We start from the raw sequence: 16,643 nt of genomic DNA, 5'->3' as shown, positions 1-16,643 counted from the left end.
GCGGCGTTGAGGAGGCAGACGGCATGAGCATCGCCGAAGAAGTCAATTGCCTGCGCAGGATTCCCCTGTTCGCCAACATCGACACTTCCAAGCTCAAGCTTCTGGCCTTCACCAGCGAGCGGCTGAGCTTCCGGGCGGGCGACGTCCTGTTCCAGCAGGACGAGATGGGCACCTGCGCCTACATCCTGCTGCGCGGGGAGGCCGAGGTGGTCGTGACCGGCCCCGGCGGGCCGCTGGCCGTCGCGACCCTGGGGTCCAACGAGATCGTCGGCGAGATCGCCATCCTGTGCGACGTGCCGCGCACCGCCACCGTCCGCGCCCGCACCGACCTGGAAACGCTGTGCGTGCCCAAGGATCATTTCCTTCAGATGATCGCCGACTTCCCGCAGATGGGGCTGGAGATCATGCGCTCCCTGGCCCACCGTCTGGAGCAGACGACCATGCGCCTGCGCGAGGTGCTGGCCGCCCAGGCGACCTGAACCGCCCGGTCCGAACGGCCATGCGCGTCCTCTTCCACGTCCAGCATCTGCTGGGCATCGGGCACGACCGGCGCGCCGCGCTGATCGCCCGCGGGCTGGCCGGGACCGGCGCGGCGGTGACGGTGCTGCGCGGCGGGCATCCGGTGCCGGGGATCGGCTACGGCCCGGCGGCGGAGATCGTCCAGCTTCCCCCCGCCCGCGCCGCCGACGGCACCTTCAAGACCCTGCTGGACGAAAACGGCCGGCCCATCGACGACGCCTGGCGCGCCCGGCGCCGCGCGGCGGTTCTGGACACCGTCGCGCGGGTGCGGCCCGACGTCCTGCTGGTCGAGTCCTTCCCCTTCGGGCGCCGCGCCTTCCGGTTCGAGCTTCTGCCCCTGCTGGAGGCCGCGAAGGCCGCCGGGGCGGTCACCGCCTGTTCGGTGCGCGACATCCTGGTGACCAAGGCGAGGCCGGAGCGGCTGGACGAAACCGTTTCGGTGGTGGAACGGCTGTTCGACCATGTGCTGGTCCACGGCGATCCCGGCCTGATCCCCTTCGGGGCGACCTTTCCCGCGGCGGAACGGATCGCCGACCGCATCCGCTACACCGGCTACGTCGCCGCCCCGCCGCAACCGGCGGGGGAGGACAGGGCGGACGGGACGGACGAGGTGATCGTGTCGGTGGGCGGCGGGGCGGTCGGCCTGCCGCTGCTGCGGGCGGCGCTGGCCCTGCGTGCGTCAACCGGCCCCGGACTTGACACACCTTGGCGCCTGCTGGCCGGGCCGGACGTGCCGGAGGAGGCGTTCCGCACGCTCGCCGCCGAGGCCCCGCCCGGCGTGCTGGTCGAACGGGCGCGGCCGGACTTCCCCGCCCTGCTCCGCCGCTGCCGCCTGTCGATCAGCCAGGCCGGCTACAACACGGTGCTGGACGTGCTTCAGGCCGGTTGCCGGGCGGTGCTGGTCCCCTTCGCCGCCGGCAGCGAGACGGAGCAGGCCATTCGGGCCCGCCTGCTGGAGGAGCGGGGCCGGCTGGCCGTGGTCGAGGAAGCCACCCTGACGCCGCGGACGCTGGCCGAGGGTGTGGCGCGGGCGCTCGCCCTGCCCCCGCCGCCCGCCGTCGCCCTCCGGCTGGACGGTGCCGCCACCACCGCCCGCCTGCTGCGGGACGCGGTGGCCAACCGCTGACCAAACAGCCGCTAAACCAATCGAGACGCTTGGATTTTCCCGGTGCGGGGGCCATGCTGGCCTTGGCCATCTGCGTTCGCTGCCCTTTTAACCCTCTCCCCTCCGGGGAGAGGGGAGGGTGAGGGGGTTGCGCAAGGCGGAACGTCCGGCAACAGCACACCCCCCTCACCCCAACCCTCCCCCCGGAGGGGAGAGGGAACAGAACAGGCGATGACCGTGACCGCAACCGCCCCTTCCGACAGCCCGCCGCGCGCCGGTTGGGACGCGCTGGATGCCGAACTGGACGCCTGGGCCGCCGCCGGGCGCACCGCCAGCTTCTGGTGGCGCGACGACGACGCCGTCGAGCCGACTCCGGAACTGGCCCGGATGATCGCCCTGTCCGGAGAAACCGGCGCGCCGCTGGCCCTGGCCGTCATTCCGGCACACGCAAAGGATTCCCTCGCCCCGGCGTTGGACACGGCCCCCGCCGTCGCGGTGCTTCAGCACGGCTGGTCGCACAGGGACCACGCCGTTCCCCCCGCCAAGAAGGCGGAGCTGGGAGCCGACCGGCCCGCCGCCGCCGTGCTGGCCGAACTGGCGGAGGGATGGAGAGTGCTGGACCGCCTCTTCGGGCCGCGCGCCCTGCCCGTTCTGGTGCCGCCCTGGAACCGCATCGCGCCGGGCGTGACGGCTGGGCTGCCCGATGCGGGCTTCACCGGCTTGTCGGTTTTCGGGCCGAAATGTGTGTCAACCGTCAACATGATGTGTGTCAATACGCACATCGACCCGGTGGCCTGGAAGGACGGCAAGCGTTTCCTGGGCGAGCCCGAGTCGCTGGGCATGGCGGTCGCCCATCTGCGCGCCCGCCGGCTGGGTCAAGCGGACGAAGGCGAGCCCACCGGCCTGCTGACTCATCATTTGGTGATGGACGGCGAAACCTGGGCCTTCACCGCGCGTTTCCTGACCGTGACCCGCCGCCATCCGGCGGCCCGCTGGCCGGGCGCCGACGCCCTGTTCGTTGCCGAAGGAGCCCGCTGAGACATGGCCGAGTTGCCCATGGCCCGACCCTCCACCGTGGAGACGCCGCCGATGCCCGCGGAGATGCGCTACCCCGCCGGGGCGCTGGCCGGCGATTACGCGCGGGCGGGGGCGGGGCTGGCCTTGACGGTTCTGCCGCTGGCCCTCCTGCCCGTCACCCCCTGGATCGCCGTGCCGCTGGGCGCCTGCGCGGTGCTGTTCGCCGTCTTCGCGGCGCGCACCGCGCAGCGCCAGATGACCCGCCTGACCATGGACGGCGACGGGCTTCGCGCGGACGGGCCGCTGGGCGCCGCGATCCGCTGGGACAAGCTGTCGGACCTGCGGCTGCGCTACTACGCGACGCGGCGGGGGCGCGACGACGGCTGGATGCAGGCGGCGCTGGCCGGCGGCGGGAAGACCATCCGCTTCGACAGCAACCTGGAGGGCTTCGACGCGGTGATCGAACGGGCCTCCGACGCCGCCGGACGCAACGGCGTGGCGCTGAGCCCGGTGACGGTGGACAACCTGATCGCGCTGGGCATCGAGCCGCCGGACGACCCCAACGAAGAGGCTTCGGCATCATGAGCCGCGCGCTGCTCCGGGTGGAGGACCTGAAGGTCGATTTCCATGTCCCGGGCGGCGTGGTCCATGCGGTGCGCGGCGTCTCCTTCCGGGTGCGGGCGGGGTCCACCGTCGCCCTGGTCGGGGAGTCGGGGTCCGGCAAGTCGGTGGCGGCGCAGTCGATCCTGCGCATCCTGCCCCGCAACGCCGCCATCACCGGCGGGCGCATCCTGTTCGACGATGGGACGGTCAATGGCGGGGCGGTGAACGACGGCGCCCTCGACATCGCCGGGCTGAAGGCCGACGGCAAGGCGATGCAGGCGCTGCGCGGGGGCAGCATCTCGATCATCTTCCAGGAGCCGATGACCTCCCTGTCGCCGCTGCACACGGTGGGCGATCAGGTGGGCGAGGCGGTGCGGCTGCACCAGCGGGTGACCGCCCGGCAGGCCCGTTCGCTGGCCGAGGACATGCTGCGCCGGGTGCGCTTCCCCGACCCGAAGCGGGCGCTGGACACCTACCCGTTCGAGCTGTCGGGCGGGCTGCGCCAGCGCGCGATGATCGCCATGGCCCTGGTCTGCCGCCCCGCCCTGCTGATCGCCGACGAGCCGACGACCGCCCTGGACGTCACCATCCAGGCGCAGATCCTGAAGCTGATCAAGGATCTCCAGACCGATCTCGGGATGGCCGTGCTGCTGATCACCCACGACCTGGGGGTGGTCGCCAACCTCGCCGAGGAGGTGGTGGTGATGCACCGCGGGCGGGTCCTGGAATCCGGCACGCGCGAGGACATCTTCGCCGACCCCCGCCACCCCTATCTGAAGGCCCTGCTGCGCGCCGTTCCGCGCTTCCACATGGCGCCGGGCGAGCGGCTGGTGCCGATCCGCTCCATCTCGATCGGGGGCGCGTCGGAAGGCGGCAGCCTGCTGGAGAGGGACCACGAGCCCTGGCCGCCCGGCGCCGACGCGGCGGGGCCGCTGCTGGCGGTGGAAGGGGTGCGCAAGCGCTACGGCGCGCGCCGGTCCGGCTGGTTCGGCGCCAGGGCCGGGACCGGCACGCTGGCGGTGGACGACGTCAGCTTCGCCATCGCGCGGGGCGAATGCGTCGGGCTGGTCGGCGAATCGGGCTGCGGCAAGACCACCCTGTCGAAGATCCTGATGCGCGCCCTGACGCCGGACGAGGGCAGCGTCCGCTTCAACGACCATGGCCGGATCGTCGATGTGCTGGGCCTTCAGGGCGATGCGCTGACCGCCTTCCGCCGCAAGGTGCAGTTCGTCTTCCAGGACCCCTACGGCTCGCTGAACCCGCGCATGACGGTCTTCGACATCGTTGCCGAACCGCTGGTCATCCACGGCATCGGCGACGAGGCGGAGCGCGCCGCGCGGGTGAAGGAGCTGATGGGGCTGGTCGGGCTGGACGCGCGGCATCTGCGCCGCTACCCGCACAGCTTCTCCGGCGGCCAGCGCCAGCGCATCGGCATCGCCCGCGCGCTGGCGCTCGGACCCGAGCTTCTTCTGCTGGACGAGCCGGTGTCGGCGCTCGACGTGTCGATCCAGGCGCAGGTGCTGAACCTGCTGAAGGATCTGAAGGAACGGCTGGGGCTGACCTTCCTGTTCGTCAGCCACAATCTGGCCGTGGTGGATTACATGGCCGACCGCATCCTGGTCATGTGCCGCGGGCGGATCGTCGAGTCGGCCCCGCGGGAGGCTTTGTTCCGCAACCCGGTCCACCCCTACACCCGCGCCCTTCTGGCCGCCGTGCCGGAGCCGGACCCCAGCCACCCGCTGTCGCTGACCGACCTGGAGGAAGGCCGCGCCTCCGATCCTGCGCGCTGGCCGGCGCCCTTCACCATCGACGAGGGCCACCAGCCCCATCTGGTCGATCTGGGCGGCGGCCATTGCGTGCGCGCCGACGCCTCCATCCGCGTGCGGGAGGTGGCGTGATGAGGGGAACCCGCCCTGCCCTGCTGCTGCTCGCCCTCCTCGGCCTCAGCGCCTTCGACGCGGTCGAGACGCCGATGCTGGAGAACGCGGTCGGCTCCGGCTCCCTGCCGCCGGTGGAGCGGCGGCTGCCGCTCACCCCCCTGGTCGAGGCGATGGACCGGCCCTGGCAGGCGCCGGGACGGCACGGCGGCGACCTGCGCCTGCTGATGGCGCGGACCAAGGACACGCGGCTGATCTACGTCTACAGCTACGCCCGGCTGGTCGCGCTGACCCCGAACCTGCGCATCGTGCCGGACATCCTGGAGCGGGTGGACGTGGAGGACGGGCGCGTCTTCACCTTCACGCTGCGCCGCGGCCACCGCTGGTCGGACGGCCATCCCTTCACGGCGGAGGATTTCCGCTACTGGTGGGAGGACATGGCGGGCAACCCCAAGCGCTACCCCGGCGGGCCGCCGCCGGAAATGCTGGTGGGCGGGGAGGCGCCGAAGTTCGAGGTGCTGGACGCGGCGGCGGTGCGCTATTCCTGGACCCGCCCCAACCCCTTCTTCCTGCCGATGCTGGCCGGGGCCAAACCGGTGGAGATCTACGCCCCCGCCCATTACCTGCGGCGCTTCCACCCCCGCTTCACCGACCCGCTGGAGCTGAAGCAGCGGGTGGAGGAGGAGCGGCAGAAAAGCTGGCAGCAGCTTCACAACCGCAAGGACAATCTGACCGAGTTCGACAACCCCGACCTGCCCACCCTTCAGCCCTGGGTGCCGACGACCGCTCCGCCCGCGGAACGTTTCATTTTCGTAAGGAACCCGTATTTTCACCGCGTTGACCCGGCGGGGCGGCAGTTGCCCTACATCGACCGGCTCATCATGACGGTGGCCGACGCCAAGATCGTCCCGGCCAAGACTGGGGCGGGCGAGAGCGACCTCCAGGCGCGCTACCTGCGGTTCGACAACTACACCTTCCTGAAGCAGGGGGCGAAGCGCAACGATTACCGGGTCACGCTGTGGCGCACCGGCATCGGGGCGCAGATGGCGCTGTTCCCCAACCTGACCTGCAACGACCCGGTGTGGCGCGCGTTGAACCGCGACGTGCGCTACCGCCGCGCCCTGTCGCTGGCCATCGACCGGGAGGAGATGAACCAGGTCATCTATTACGGCCTCGCCATTCCCAGCAACAACACGCTGCTGGAGGTCTCGCCCCTGTGGGTGCCGGCCTACCGCGACCGCTGGGCGCAGTTCGACCTGCGGCAGGCGAACCGGCTGCTCGACGAGATCGGCCTGACCAAGCGCGACGTCAACGGCGTGCGCCTGCTGCCCGACGGGCGCCCGCTGGAGATCGTGGTGGAGACCGCCGGGGAGAGCACGGAGGAGGCCGATGCGCTGGAGCTGATCACCGACGGCTGGCGGCGCATCGGGGCGCGGCTCTACATCCGCTCCTCGCAGCTCGACGTGTTCCGCAACCGCATCTTCGCGGGCGACACCTGCATGTCCATCGCACGCGGGCTGGACAACGCCATCGCCACCGCGGACATGAGCCCCGCCGAGCTGGTGCCCGTCGATCAGGCCAAGTACCAGTGGCCGAAATGGGGCCAGTTCTACCAGACCATGGGCAAGGACGGCGAACGCCCCGACCTGCCGGAAGGGCGGGAGCTTCTGGACGCCTTCCGCGCCTGGCGCGACGCGCCGGACGAGGCCGGGCGGGCGGCGGCCTGGACGCGCATCCTGACGCTCAACGCCGATCAGGTCTTCACCATCGGCACGGTGGCCGGGGTGCCGCAGCCGGTGGTGGCGCGCCGCACCCTGCGCAACGTGCCGGAGGAGGGCCTGTTCAACTACGACCCCGGCGCGCATTTCGGGCTGTACCGGCCCGACGGCTTCTGGTTCGACGACGGGAAGGGGTGAGGCCATGCTGGGCTACGTGATCCGCCGCATCCTGATCATGATCCCGACGCTTCTGGCGATCAGCGTCATCACCTTCGTCATCATCCAGCTTCCGCCCGGCGACTATCTGACCACGCTGGTCAACGAGATGCAGAGCCGGGGCGAGGGCATGGACCAGGGCCGTCTGGCCATGCTGCGCGAATCCTACGGGCTCGACCGCCCGATGCACGAGCAGTACGCGCTGTGGCTGGCCGGGATGCTGCGCGGCGACTTCGGCTATTCCTTCGAATACAACATGCCGGTGTCCGACGTGGTGGGCGACCGGCTGTGGCTGACCGCCATCGTCTCCGGCGCCACCATCGTCTTCATCTGGGTGGTGTCCTTTCCCATCGGCATCTATTCGGCGACCCGGCAGTACAGCCTGGGGGACTACGCCCTGACCTTCCTGGGCTTCCTGGGGCTGGCGACGCCCAGCTTCCTGCTGGCGCTGGTGATGCTGTACTTCGCCAACGTGTGGTTCGGCACCTCCATCGGCGGGCTGATGGACCCGCGCTACCTCGGCCAGCCGTGGAGCTGGGGCAAGGCGATGAGCGTGCTGGAGCATCTGTGGATTCCGGTGATCGTCATCGGCACCGCCGGCACCGCCGCGATGATCCGCCGCCTGCGCGCCAACCTGCTGGACGAGCTGCACAAGCCCTACGTCGTGACCGCGCGGGCCAAGGGCCTGCCGCCGGGCCGGGCGCTGGTGAAATACCCGCTGCGGGTGGCGCTGAACCCCTTCGTGTCCGACATCGGGAACCTGCTGCCGCAGATCGTGTCCGGCGCCGCCGTGGTGTCGGTGGTGATGTCGCTGCCGACCACGGGGCCGATGCTGCTCCAGGCGCTGCGCAGCCAGGACATGTATCTGGCCGGGTCCTTCCTGATGTTCCTGGCGGTGCTGACGGTGATCGGGGTCTTCCTGTCGGATCTGGCGCTGGCGGCACTCGACCCGCGCATCCGCCTCGGCGGGGGGGCCAGCCGATGAGCGCCTCCCTGCCCCACACCCCCCTGCCCCACACCGTCGATACGGCTCCCTGGAACCCGGACGAGATCGAGCATCTGTCGCCGGAGCAGGAGCGCTTCACCACCGCCTCGCAATGGCGGATGGTCTGGTGGAAGCTGCGGCGGCACCGGCTGGCGGTGGTGTCGGGGATCGTGCTGCTTCTCCTCTACGCCTCCACTTTGGTCAGCGAGGTTCTGGCCCCCTACGCGGTGGACAGCCGCAACTCCCATTTCATCCACGCCCCGCCGCAGGCCCTGCACCTGTTCCACGAGGGGCAATTCGTCGGCCCCTTCGTCTACGGCTACACCTACCGGCTGGACATGGAGATCCTGAAGCGGGAGTACACGCCCGACCCGGCGAAGGTGCAGCCGATCCGCTTCCTCTGCCGCGGCGACCGCTACGCGTTCTGGGGGCTGGTGGAGAGCGACTGGCACCTCGCCTGCCCGGCGGAGGGCGGGACGCTGTTCCTGCTGGGCACCGACCGGCTGGGCCGGGACATGCTGTCGCGGATGATCTACGGGACGCGCATCTCGCTGACCATCGGGCTGATCGGCGTCGCGGTCAGCTTCGTGCTGGGGATCGTCATCGGCGGCATCGCCGGCTATTACGGCGGCTGGGTGGACAACCTGATCCAGCGGCTGATCGAGATCATCCGCTCCTTCCCGGAACTGCCGCTGTGGATGGCCCTGTCCGCAGCATTGCCCGTGACCTGGAACCCGATCTTCATCTATTTCGGGATCACGGTGATCCTGGGCCTTCTGGAATGGACGGGCCTCGCCCGCGCCGTGCGGTCCAAGCTGCTAGCCCTGCGCGAGGAGGACTTCACCACCGCCGCCCAGTTGATGGGCGCCCGCCCGGCCCGCATCATCGGGCGCCACCTGCTGCCCAGCTTCATGAGCCACCTGATCGCCTCGGCGACGCTGGCCATCCCCGGGATGATCCTGGGCGAGACGGCGCTGAGCTTCCTCGGCCTGGGCCTGCGCCCGCCGATCACCAGCTGGGGGGTGCTGCTGACCGAAGCGCAGAACATCAACGTGGTGGCGCTGTACCCCTGGCTGATGCTGCCGGTGGTGCCGGTGATCGTCACCGTGCTGAGTTTCAACTTCCTCGGCGACGGCCTGCGGGACGCCGCCGATCCCTACCGGTAGCGATCAGGGCTTCTTCTTCGCCGCCGGTTCCGGCTGCTCCTTGAGGGAGGCCAGCACCATACGGACGCGGGCGAGGTCGGCGTCGTTGCCCTTTGCGGGAGCGGCCTTGGCCGGGGTGGTGCGCTTCGGAGGCTCCGCCGCGGCGACCTCGGTCCGGGGAGCGGCGGGTTTGGCCGGAACGGGCTTGGCCGGAGTCGCCCTGGCCTCCAGGATGCGGGGGTCGCCGCCCTTCGGGGTCCAGGTGCGGACCGGGCCGGTGTCCACATGGACGTGGCCGGTGTGGACGTAGAGGGCGTAGCCGCCGCGTTGCAGGGCCGCGGCCTCGTCGGCGAGGCGGCGGGGCGGGACGCCGGGGATGTGGATGTCGGCGGCCTGGCCGCGCAGGTGGTAGCTGTTCTCCGCCACGTTCGGGTTGCTGCGGGCCAGCGCGACGTTCGTCAGCGGGGAGCGGTAGCCGGACGTGATGTGGACCGGCGTGTCGGGGCCGGCGCCGCAGCGCTCCCGCAAATCGGCCAGAAGCTCCACCAGGGCGGGATCGATGGGCACCGTCTCGCCGGTGCGGCGGTCGCGGAACAGGGTGGCGATGCGGTCCAGGGCCTGCGGGTCGTAGCCGTCCGGGCGGCGGTAGGTGACGCTGACCGTCTCGCCGCTGGCGGGATGGTGAAGGACGATCGACCGCGGGCCGCCGTCCAGCGACCCCTGGGGATTCGGAGTGGATGCGCAGCCGGCGAGCGTTCCGCCGGCGAGCAGGCCCAGCAACGATAAGCGCAGAAGATGCCGCATGCTCCTCCCCAGAGTTCTCTCTGCGGTTGCAAGCGGCTTTCATACCATAATTGTCACACGATCCGGCAGTGACAACAGGCCACGGGACGCGAACGGAGCCTTGGCCGTGTCCTCCGCGCATCACTGTCCGATGGCGTAGGTCTTGCTCAGAGGGGCAGCGCCATGCCTTCGCGGGCGACCAGCGTGCCGGGGCGCCGGGCCTCGGCGGCGGTGGCGATGACGTCCAGATCGGCGTCGGTGCGCCGGGGGTCATGGTGGAAGATGACCGCGCGCTTCACCCCCGCCTCGTCGGCGATGCGCAGGCATTCCTCCCAGGTCGAATGGCCCCAGCCGGCGCGGGCGGCGTATTCGGCGTCGGTGTAGGTGCAGTCGTAGATCAGCAGGTCGCTGCCGCGCACCAGATCCATCACCGCCGGGTCGCGCCCCTCGGCGGGGTGTTCGGTGTCGGTGACGTAGCACAGGCTGCGCCCGGCGAACTCCACCCGGTAGCCGGTGGCGCCGTCCGGATGGTTCAGCGGGGCGGTGCGCACGGTGACTCCCGGCTTCACCGCCAGGGTCTCGCCGCTGACGAAATCGTGAAAGGTGCAGTCGGCCCGGAAGACCTCCACCGGAACCGGGAACAGCGGCGCCGACATCATGCATTGCAGGACGGAGCGCATCGTCCGCTCCCGCTCCAGATGCCCGGCCCGGATCCGCACGGTGCTGGCCGGATCGAAGGCCGGCGCGAAGAAGGGCAGGCCGCAGATGTGGTCCAGGTGGCTGTGGGTCAGCAGCAGATCGGCGTCCACCGGGCCGCCCTGGCGCATCAGCGCCTCGCCCAGCGGACGCAGGCCGGTGCCGGCGTCGAGGACCAGCAGGGCGTCCCCGCAGCGCACCTCGACGCAGGGGGTGTTGCCGCCGTAGCGGACCGTGTCCGGCCCCGGGGAGGCGATGCTGCCGCGCACGCCCCAGAAGCGGACGGTGAAGGCCGGCGGGGTGTCGGGCGCGCCGGAGCCGGCGTCGGAAACGGTTTGTGCCGTCATGGTACCGACAATTTGGCGGTAGGACCTCTGCGAGTCGAGTGAAAAGGTTGCTTCACGGGACAGCCCGCCGGAGCGTCGGAAGGCCGATCCGGCCCCCCTTCGGCCTCGGCGGATCGGATGCCGGGATAGGGCAGGGGCAGGGCAGGGGTAGGAGGAAAAGGCGTGCTCCACCCCCGAGATGTGGAGATGCCCAATCCAATAAGATGTGGTAGCTTGCGCCCGTTCGCCCCTAGACGCGATGAATCGCCTCCGGACCCGACCCCTCGGATGGACCCAGACAAACTCGCCAAAGTCCTCGCCATGGCCGAGTCGGAGCATCAGGGCGAGGCCCAATCCGCACTCCGCGCCGCGCGCATCATGCTGTCGAGGGCCGGCCTGTCGTTCCGCGATCTGGCCCGCGGCGCCCGTCCGCTGGCCACCGCGCCGGAGCCGTCACCCGCCGCCGCCAGCGCCGCTCCGCCCGACCGGCCCCCGCCGCCCGACCAGCTCGTCCAGGGGCTGCGCCGGCAGGTGCGCGACCTGGAGCTGGAGGTCGCCGGGCTGAAGCGGCAGCTTGAAAAGAGCAACGGCGACATGGAACGCCAGCGGGAGGAGGCCGACCGTTGGCGCAGCCTCGCCCGCGAAACCGCGGAAAAGCTGTGGGATCTCGGCAAGGCGCTGGAGCGCAAGCACAGCCGCCACACCAGCGCCGACAAGCGCCGCGCCGTCCTCGACCTGCTGCAGGACCCCGGCAGCGCCCTGCTGGCCGATCACGAAATCGCGCGGAGGGTCGGCACCTCGGCCAAGCTGGTCGCCCACTGGCGCCGCCGGCTGGCCATCGTCGGGCGGAAAATCCGGCTGCTGCCGGTGGTGCCGCGCGGGCGCGGCCTGTGGGGCGGCGGGCGGCAGAACGGTCTGGCCCACAGCGGGCCGGCGCTGGAAGGCAAGCGCCAGCGCTGGATGGGCTGTCCGGTGGCCGTCACCATCTCGGGCCGCACCGGACCGCAGGCCCGGCGGCCCTGAAGCGCGGCTCCCCCGTTCCGGAACGGGGGATCAGTTCCCGTCGGTCGTCGCGCTGCCCATATCCGAAGGCGCGTCCGCCGTGGGCGAGCGGTCCGCCACCGCGACCCGCCAGACCGTGTTCGACAGGTCGTCGGCGACGATCAGGGCGCCCTTCGGATCGACCGTGACGCCGACCGGGCGGCCATAGGTCTTGCCGTCCTCCCCCATGAACCCCGTCACCACATCGACCGGCGGACCGGCGGGGGCGCCGTCGCGGAAGGGGACGAAGATCACCCGGTAACCGCTGGGCACGCTGCGGTTCCAACTGCCGTGCTCGCCGACGAACACCCCTTCGGCGAACCGCTCGCCCATCGCCGGCGAGGAGAAGGCCACGCCGAGGGCCGCGACGTGCGAGCCCAGGCTGTAATCCGGCTTGATCGCCGCGGCGACCCTTTCCGGATCCTGCGGCTGGACGCGCGGGTCCAGGGTTTGGCCCCAATAGCTGTAGGGCCAGCCGTAGAAGCCGCCCTCACGGACCGAGGTCAGGTAATCGGGGACGAGGTTGGGGCCAAGCTCGTCGCGCTCGTTCACCACCGCCCACAGCGTTCCCGACCCCGGCTGGATGGCCAGAGCCGTGGGGTTGCGCAGCCCCGTGGCGTAGGGCCGGTGCGCGCCCGTCCGGGCATCCACTTCCCACACCATCGCCCGGTCGGCCTCGGCGGCCATCCCGCGCTCCGTGATGTTGCTGTTGGAGCCGATGCCGACGTAAAGGAAACGCCCGTCCGGGCTGGCGGCCAGCGACTTCGTCCAGTGATGGTTGATGTGGGACGGCAGGCCGGTGACCTTTTCCGGCGGCCCCTCGGCGCGGGTCTGCCCGTCGCGGTAGGGGAAGCGCACCAGCGCGTCCTGGTTCGCGACGTAGAGCTGGCCGTTCACCAGGGCCATCCCATAAGGCGCGTTGAGATTGTCGGCGAAGACGGTGCGTTCCTCGTAGGTGCCGTCGCCGTCGGCATCGCGCAGCAGCGTCAGGCGGTTGCCGCTCTGGACCGAGGTCGTTCCCCTGGCCTTGATGACTCCGGCGATGACGTCCTTGGGCCGCAGCGCCGGGGCTCCGCCGCCGCGCCCTTCGGCGACCAGGATGTCGCCGTTGGGAAGGACGAGCGTCTGGCGCGGGATGCCCAGATCGGTGGCGATGGCGGTGACGGTGAAGCCCTCCGGCACGGTCGGGCGGCGGTCGCCCCAGGACGCGGGGGCGGCGATCTTCATGCTGGGGAGCAGCCCGTGCTGCTGTTCGGGCAGTTGCGGGTTGGCGCCGTATTCCGGCGGCGACGGGTTGTCGTCGCAGGCGGCCAGCAGGGCGGCGAGCGCGGCGGCGGCCAGCAGGCTGGAGCGGTTCATCACATCTCTCCCAGGCGCATCTCTCCCAGGCGGAAGCTGGAGAAGCCGGACCACGTCGCCAGGGCGGCGGCCAGGGTGACGAGCACCGACAGGATCAGGCCGTCCGGCATGGTTCCCCAGGCGTCCCGCGCGTGCACGAAGGCGTTGACGAGGCCGAGCGCGAAGGTGACCAGCAACAGCACGAAACAGACGACCGCCCGTGCCCGGCGGCGCCCGGCGCGGAACAGGTCGATGAAGGCCCAGAGAAGCGCGACCCCGGTGAAGACCATGCCGCCCGCGATCAGCCAGGCGGCGAAGTTGCTCCACTGGATCTCGTAGCTCCTGGAATAGGCGATGTCGCTGAGCAGACCGCCCAGGAACAGCGGAAGGGCGGCGGCGAGCAGCACCGCGTGCAAGGGATGGATGGCCCTTGCCGGTCGGTGATCGACGATGGCAACCAAGACGTCATCTCCTTGCCCAACGGGAGTCCGTGCCGAGGCAAGCCCGGAACACAGTGTTCTCAATGGGTAAGGCAGGAGGATGGTTCCGGGTGGCCGCAACCCGGGGGTCAGGGCACCAGCCGGTACCCGCCGGGCTCCGTCACCAGGATTTCCGCGTTGGACGGGTCGCGCTCGATCTTCTGGCGCAGGCGGTAGACGTGGGTTTCCAGCGTGTGGGTGGTGACCCCGGCGTTGTAGCCCCACACCTCGCCCAGCAGCGTTTCCCGCCCGATCACCGCGCCGCCGGCCCGGTACAGGTATTTCAGGATCGCCGTTTCCTTCTCGGTCAGGCGGATCTTGCGGTTGCCGCCGTCCGCCAGGAGCAGCTTGGCCGCCGGGCGGAAGCTGTAGGGGCCGATGGCGAAGACGGCGTCCTCGCTCTGCTCGTAGACGCGGAGCTGGGCGCGCAGCCGGGCCAGCAGGACCCCCATGCGGAAGGGCTTGGTCACATAATCGCTGGCCCCGGAATCGAGCCCCAGGATGGTGTCCGCGTCGGAGGCCGCCGCGGTCAGCATGATCACCGGGCAGCGCACCCCCTCGCGCCGCAGCAGGCGGCACAGGTCGCGCCCGTCCATGTCCGGCAGCCCGACGTCGAGCAGGATGGCGGAGAAGCCGCCGTCCCGCGCCGCGGCCAGCGCCGACGCGCCGTCCCCGGCCTCCACCGTCTCGACGTCCTCCAGAAGCTGGAGCTGCTCGGCGAGGGACTGACGGAGGGCGATGTCGTCGTCGATCAGAAGGATGCGTTTCGCAGGCGTCATGCGGGGGCGTTCACCGGTGGCTCCGGGCGCGGAACTTATCATGGCCCGCGCGGGATTGCCCTAGCCTTATCGGACGGGCCCGCGCCATCGTTGCAGGGACGGCAACGGTGTGGCGCGCGGGATTTGCTGGACAGGGGTGCGCCACCTGCGCTTTGCTTCCGGCGCTCTCCGACCCATGTCGGAATCTTCGGAATCTTTCGCCCCACGGGGCGCATCACGCGAAGCCTCCGTTATGTACGCCGACGCACCGTCCGAGTCCGCAATGCCCGACGCCACCCCGCTCGAAGCCGCCATGCCCATGGACGAAGCCGCCATGCGCGCCGTGGACCGGGCGCTGGCCGCCATGCGCCGGGGCGAGGCCGTCGCCATCGAAACCGCCGACGGCAGCGTCGGCGCCGCGGTGTCGGTGGAATCCGTGGCGATCGACGCGGTCCAGCGGCTGATGCAGTTGACCGGCGCCTCGCCGGTGCTGGCGGTCACCCGCCGCCGGGCCATGGTGCTGAAGCTGATGGAGGAGGGAACGGGCGTCGTCGCCCTGTCACTCCCCCGCTGCCTGACCGCCGACGAGGCCCACGCGCTGGCCGATCCCGAGCACCGCCCGGATGGCAACATGCCGGACGGCCTGACCGCCACGGCCATGGACCCCGGTTCGCGCGAGACCGCGGCGGTGGACCTCGCCCGGCTGGCGCGCCTGCTGCCGGCGGCCATCGTCGCCCCGGCCCCCGGCCACGCGGGGAGTGCGGCGGCGTGGGCGGCGGAGCACGACCTGCTGCTGGTCCGCGCCCGCGACATCGCCGATTACCGGGTCCATGTGGTGCGCACGCTGCGCCGGGTGGCGGAGGCGCGCGTCCCGCTGTCCGGCGCCGAGAACACCAGCATCGCCGCCTTCCGCCCCATCGACGGCGGACCGGAGCATCTGGCGATCATCGTCGGCAACCCGGTGGAGGGCGAACCGGTGCTGGCCCGCCTGCATTCCGAATGCTTCACCGGCGACCTTCTGGGCAGTTTGCGTTGCGACTGCGGCCAGCAGCTCCGCGGCGCCATCGCGGAGATCGCGCGGCACGGCAGCGGGGTGCTGCTCTATCTGGCGCAGGAGGGGCGGGGGATCGGCCTCGTCAACAAGCTGCGCGCCTACCGCATCCAGGACCGCGGCTTCGACACGGTGGACGCCAACGAGATTCTGGGCTTCGAGGCGGACGAGCGGGTCTATCTGCCGGCGGCGGAAATGCTGCGGCAGTTGGGCTTCAACGCCGTGCGGCTGATGACCAACAACCCGGAAAAGCTGCGCCAGCTCGCCCGCTGCGGGATCGAGGTGGTGGAGCGCGTCCCCCACATCTTCCCGGCCAACGGCCACAACGAAGGCTACCTGCGCACCAAGGCGGAGCGCAGCGGCCATATGTTCTGAGATTCGATTCTCCGGGAGGCAGGAAACGCCTCCTGCCCGGCAGCTCTTGCCGGGTCGCGGGCGGGATTCAGGCCGGGAAGCGCCCGAAAGGCCGGATTTCAGCCCGCAAAACTGGCACGCCGGTTGCTTAGGTTGGGGCTGGACACCGCGACGGGAGACCGCCCATGGCCATCGACGCCACCACCATCGACGCCACAGCCGCTTCGCGGCCGGTGCAGCGCGAGCGGTCGCCCGGCCTGGCGGTCATGGAAAGCCGGGACAGCCCCGACCGGTACGAGGCCGAAGCCGAGATGTCCTTCGGCGATTTCCTGGACATCATCAACCCGCTTCAGCACATCCCCGTCGTCAGCAGCATCTACCGCGAGATCACCGGCGACACGATCAAGCCCTCGTCCAAGGTCATCGGCGGCATCCTGTTCGGCGGCCCCCTGGGCGGCATGGCGTCCATCGCCAACGCGGTGGTGGAGGAAGCCCAGGGCAAGGACATCGGCGGGCAGATCATGGCGTCGCTCGGCTTCGACGGCGGCGGCACCGGCCAGCCCCCCGCCGGGTCCTCCGGAACCTCCGCGGTCGCGGCACTGCCGGACCGCGCCGCCGGAAGCTCGGCGCCG

The 16,643-nt window shown here is 70.9% G+C and carries 15 protein-coding genes and 1 pseudogene; 11 read left to right on the top strand and 5 right to left on the bottom strand.

Going from position 1 to position 16,643, the window contains the following annotated elements:
* Window positions 1–23 precede the first annotated feature (23 nt).
* From QSG27_RS02785 to QSG27_RS02750, 8 genes are all read left to right on the top strand, one after another.
* Window positions 24–479, top strand: coding sequence for a cyclic nucleotide-binding domain-containing protein (locus QSG27_RS02785; RefSeq protein ID WP_306703625.1), 456 nt, complete (start codon window positions 24–26; stop codon window positions 477–479).
* Window positions 480–499: 20 nt separating this feature from the next.
* Window positions 500–1,645 (top strand): glycosyltransferase family protein, encoded by a 1,146-nt coding sequence (locus QSG27_RS02780; RefSeq protein WP_306703624.1) that lies wholly within the window; start codon window positions 500–502, stop codon window positions 1,643–1,645.
* A gap of 210 nt (window positions 1,646–1,855) precedes the next feature.
* Window positions 1,856–2,662 carry a polysaccharide deacetylase family protein gene (locus QSG27_RS02775; protein WP_306703623.1) on the top strand — a complete coding sequence of 269 codons (807 nt, stop codon included), beginning with the start codon at window positions 1,856–1,858 and terminating at the stop codon, window positions 2,660–2,662.
* A gap of 3 nt (window positions 2,663–2,665) precedes the next feature.
* On the top strand, window positions 2,666–3,226 hold the full coding sequence (locus QSG27_RS02770) for a hypothetical protein (RefSeq protein WP_306703622.1): 561 nt from the start codon (window positions 2,666–2,668) through the stop codon (window positions 3,224–3,226).
* On the top strand, window positions 3,223–5,142 hold the full coding sequence (locus tag QSG27_RS02765; RefSeq protein WP_306703621.1) for an ABC transporter ATP-binding protein: 1,920 nt from the start codon (window positions 3,223–3,225) through the stop codon (window positions 5,140–5,142). Before QSG27_RS02770 ends, QSG27_RS02765 begins: the two co-directional genes overlap by 4 nt.
* Window positions 5,142–7,037, top strand: coding sequence for an ABC transporter substrate-binding protein (locus tag QSG27_RS02760; RefSeq protein ID WP_306703620.1), 1,896 nt, complete (start codon window positions 5,142–5,144; stop codon window positions 7,035–7,037). Before QSG27_RS02765 ends, QSG27_RS02760 begins: the two co-directional genes overlap by 1 nt.
* Window positions 7,038–7,041: 4 nt before the next feature.
* Complete coding sequence (locus tag QSG27_RS02755) at window positions 7,042–8,040, top strand: ABC transporter permease (protein WP_306703619.1); 999 nt, start codon at window positions 7,042–7,044, stop codon at window positions 8,038–8,040.
* Window positions 8,037–9,206, top strand: coding sequence for an ABC transporter permease (locus tag QSG27_RS02750; protein ID WP_306703618.1), 1,170 nt, complete (start codon window positions 8,037–8,039; stop codon window positions 9,204–9,206). Before QSG27_RS02755 ends, QSG27_RS02750 begins: the two co-directional genes overlap by 4 nt.
* A gap of 3 nt (window positions 9,207–9,209) precedes the next feature.
* Here the strand turns inward: QSG27_RS02750 and QSG27_RS02745 are convergent, their stop codons facing one another.
* Both QSG27_RS02745 and QSG27_RS02740 read right to left on the bottom strand, forming a co-directional pair.
* Window positions 9,210–9,989: a YcbK family protein gene (locus QSG27_RS02745; protein ID WP_306703617.1), complete on the bottom strand. Its 780-nt coding sequence runs from the start codon at window positions 9,987–9,989 to the stop codon at window positions 9,210–9,212.
* Between the two features lie 146 nt (window positions 9,990–10,135).
* Window positions 10,136–11,011: an MBL fold metallo-hydrolase gene (locus QSG27_RS02740; RefSeq protein ID WP_306703616.1), complete on the bottom strand. Its 876-nt coding sequence runs from the start codon at window positions 11,009–11,011 to the stop codon at window positions 10,136–10,138.
* Between the two features lie 267 nt (window positions 11,012–11,278).
* Here QSG27_RS02740 and QSG27_RS02735 point away from each other — a divergent pair, with 267 nt between their 5' ends.
* Window positions 11,279–12,013, top strand: coding sequence for a hypothetical protein (locus QSG27_RS02735; RefSeq protein ID WP_306703615.1), 735 nt, complete (start codon window positions 11,279–11,281; stop codon window positions 12,011–12,013).
* A 30-nt stretch (window positions 12,014–12,043) separates the two neighbouring features.
* Here the strand turns inward: QSG27_RS02735 and QSG27_RS02730 are convergent, their stop codons facing one another.
* The 3 genes from QSG27_RS02730 to QSG27_RS02720 all read right to left on the bottom strand — a co-directional run bounded on the left by QSG27_RS02730 (window position 12,044) and on the right by QSG27_RS02720 (window position 14,627).
* Window positions 12,044–13,390, bottom strand: coding sequence for a PQQ-dependent sugar dehydrogenase (locus tag QSG27_RS02730; protein WP_306703614.1), 1,347 nt, complete (start codon window positions 13,388–13,390; stop codon window positions 12,044–12,046).
* Entirely contained in the window at window positions 13,390–13,830 is a 441-nt protein-coding gene (locus QSG27_RS02725) for a DUF2231 domain-containing protein (protein WP_306703613.1), read from the bottom strand. The genes QSG27_RS02730 and QSG27_RS02725 overlap by 1 nt, the downstream gene beginning before the upstream one ends.
* A 107-nt stretch (window positions 13,831–13,937) precedes the next feature.
* Complete coding sequence (locus QSG27_RS02720; RefSeq protein WP_306703612.1) at window positions 13,938–14,627, bottom strand: response regulator transcription factor; 690 nt, start codon at window positions 14,625–14,627, stop codon at window positions 13,938–13,940.
* Window positions 14,628–14,889: 262 nt separating this feature from the next.
* On the opposite strand from QSG27_RS02720, the gene ribA reads away from it, so the two are divergent.
* Together ribA and QSG27_RS02710 are read left to right on the top strand one after the other, a co-directional pair.
* The gene (gene ribA, locus QSG27_RS02715) at window positions 14,890–16,032 is read left to right on the top strand and encodes a GTP cyclohydrolase II (RefSeq protein ID WP_306703611.1); all 1,143 of its coding nucleotides are present in this window, start codon (window positions 14,890–14,892) and stop codon (window positions 16,030–16,032) included.
* Window positions 16,033–16,196: 164 nt separating this feature from the next.
* A pseudogene (locus tag QSG27_RS02710) lies at window positions 16,197–16,643 on the top strand (hypothetical protein); the annotation flags it as partial.

Source organism: Azospirillum isscasi (genome assembly GCF_030849505.1).
Taxonomy (GTDB): Bacteria; Pseudomonadota; Alphaproteobacteria; order Azospirillales; family Azospirillaceae; genus Azospirillum; species Azospirillum isscasi.
The sequence above is the reverse complement of the archived record's forward strand: the minus strand, read 5'-3'. Positions and strand labels throughout refer to the sequence as shown.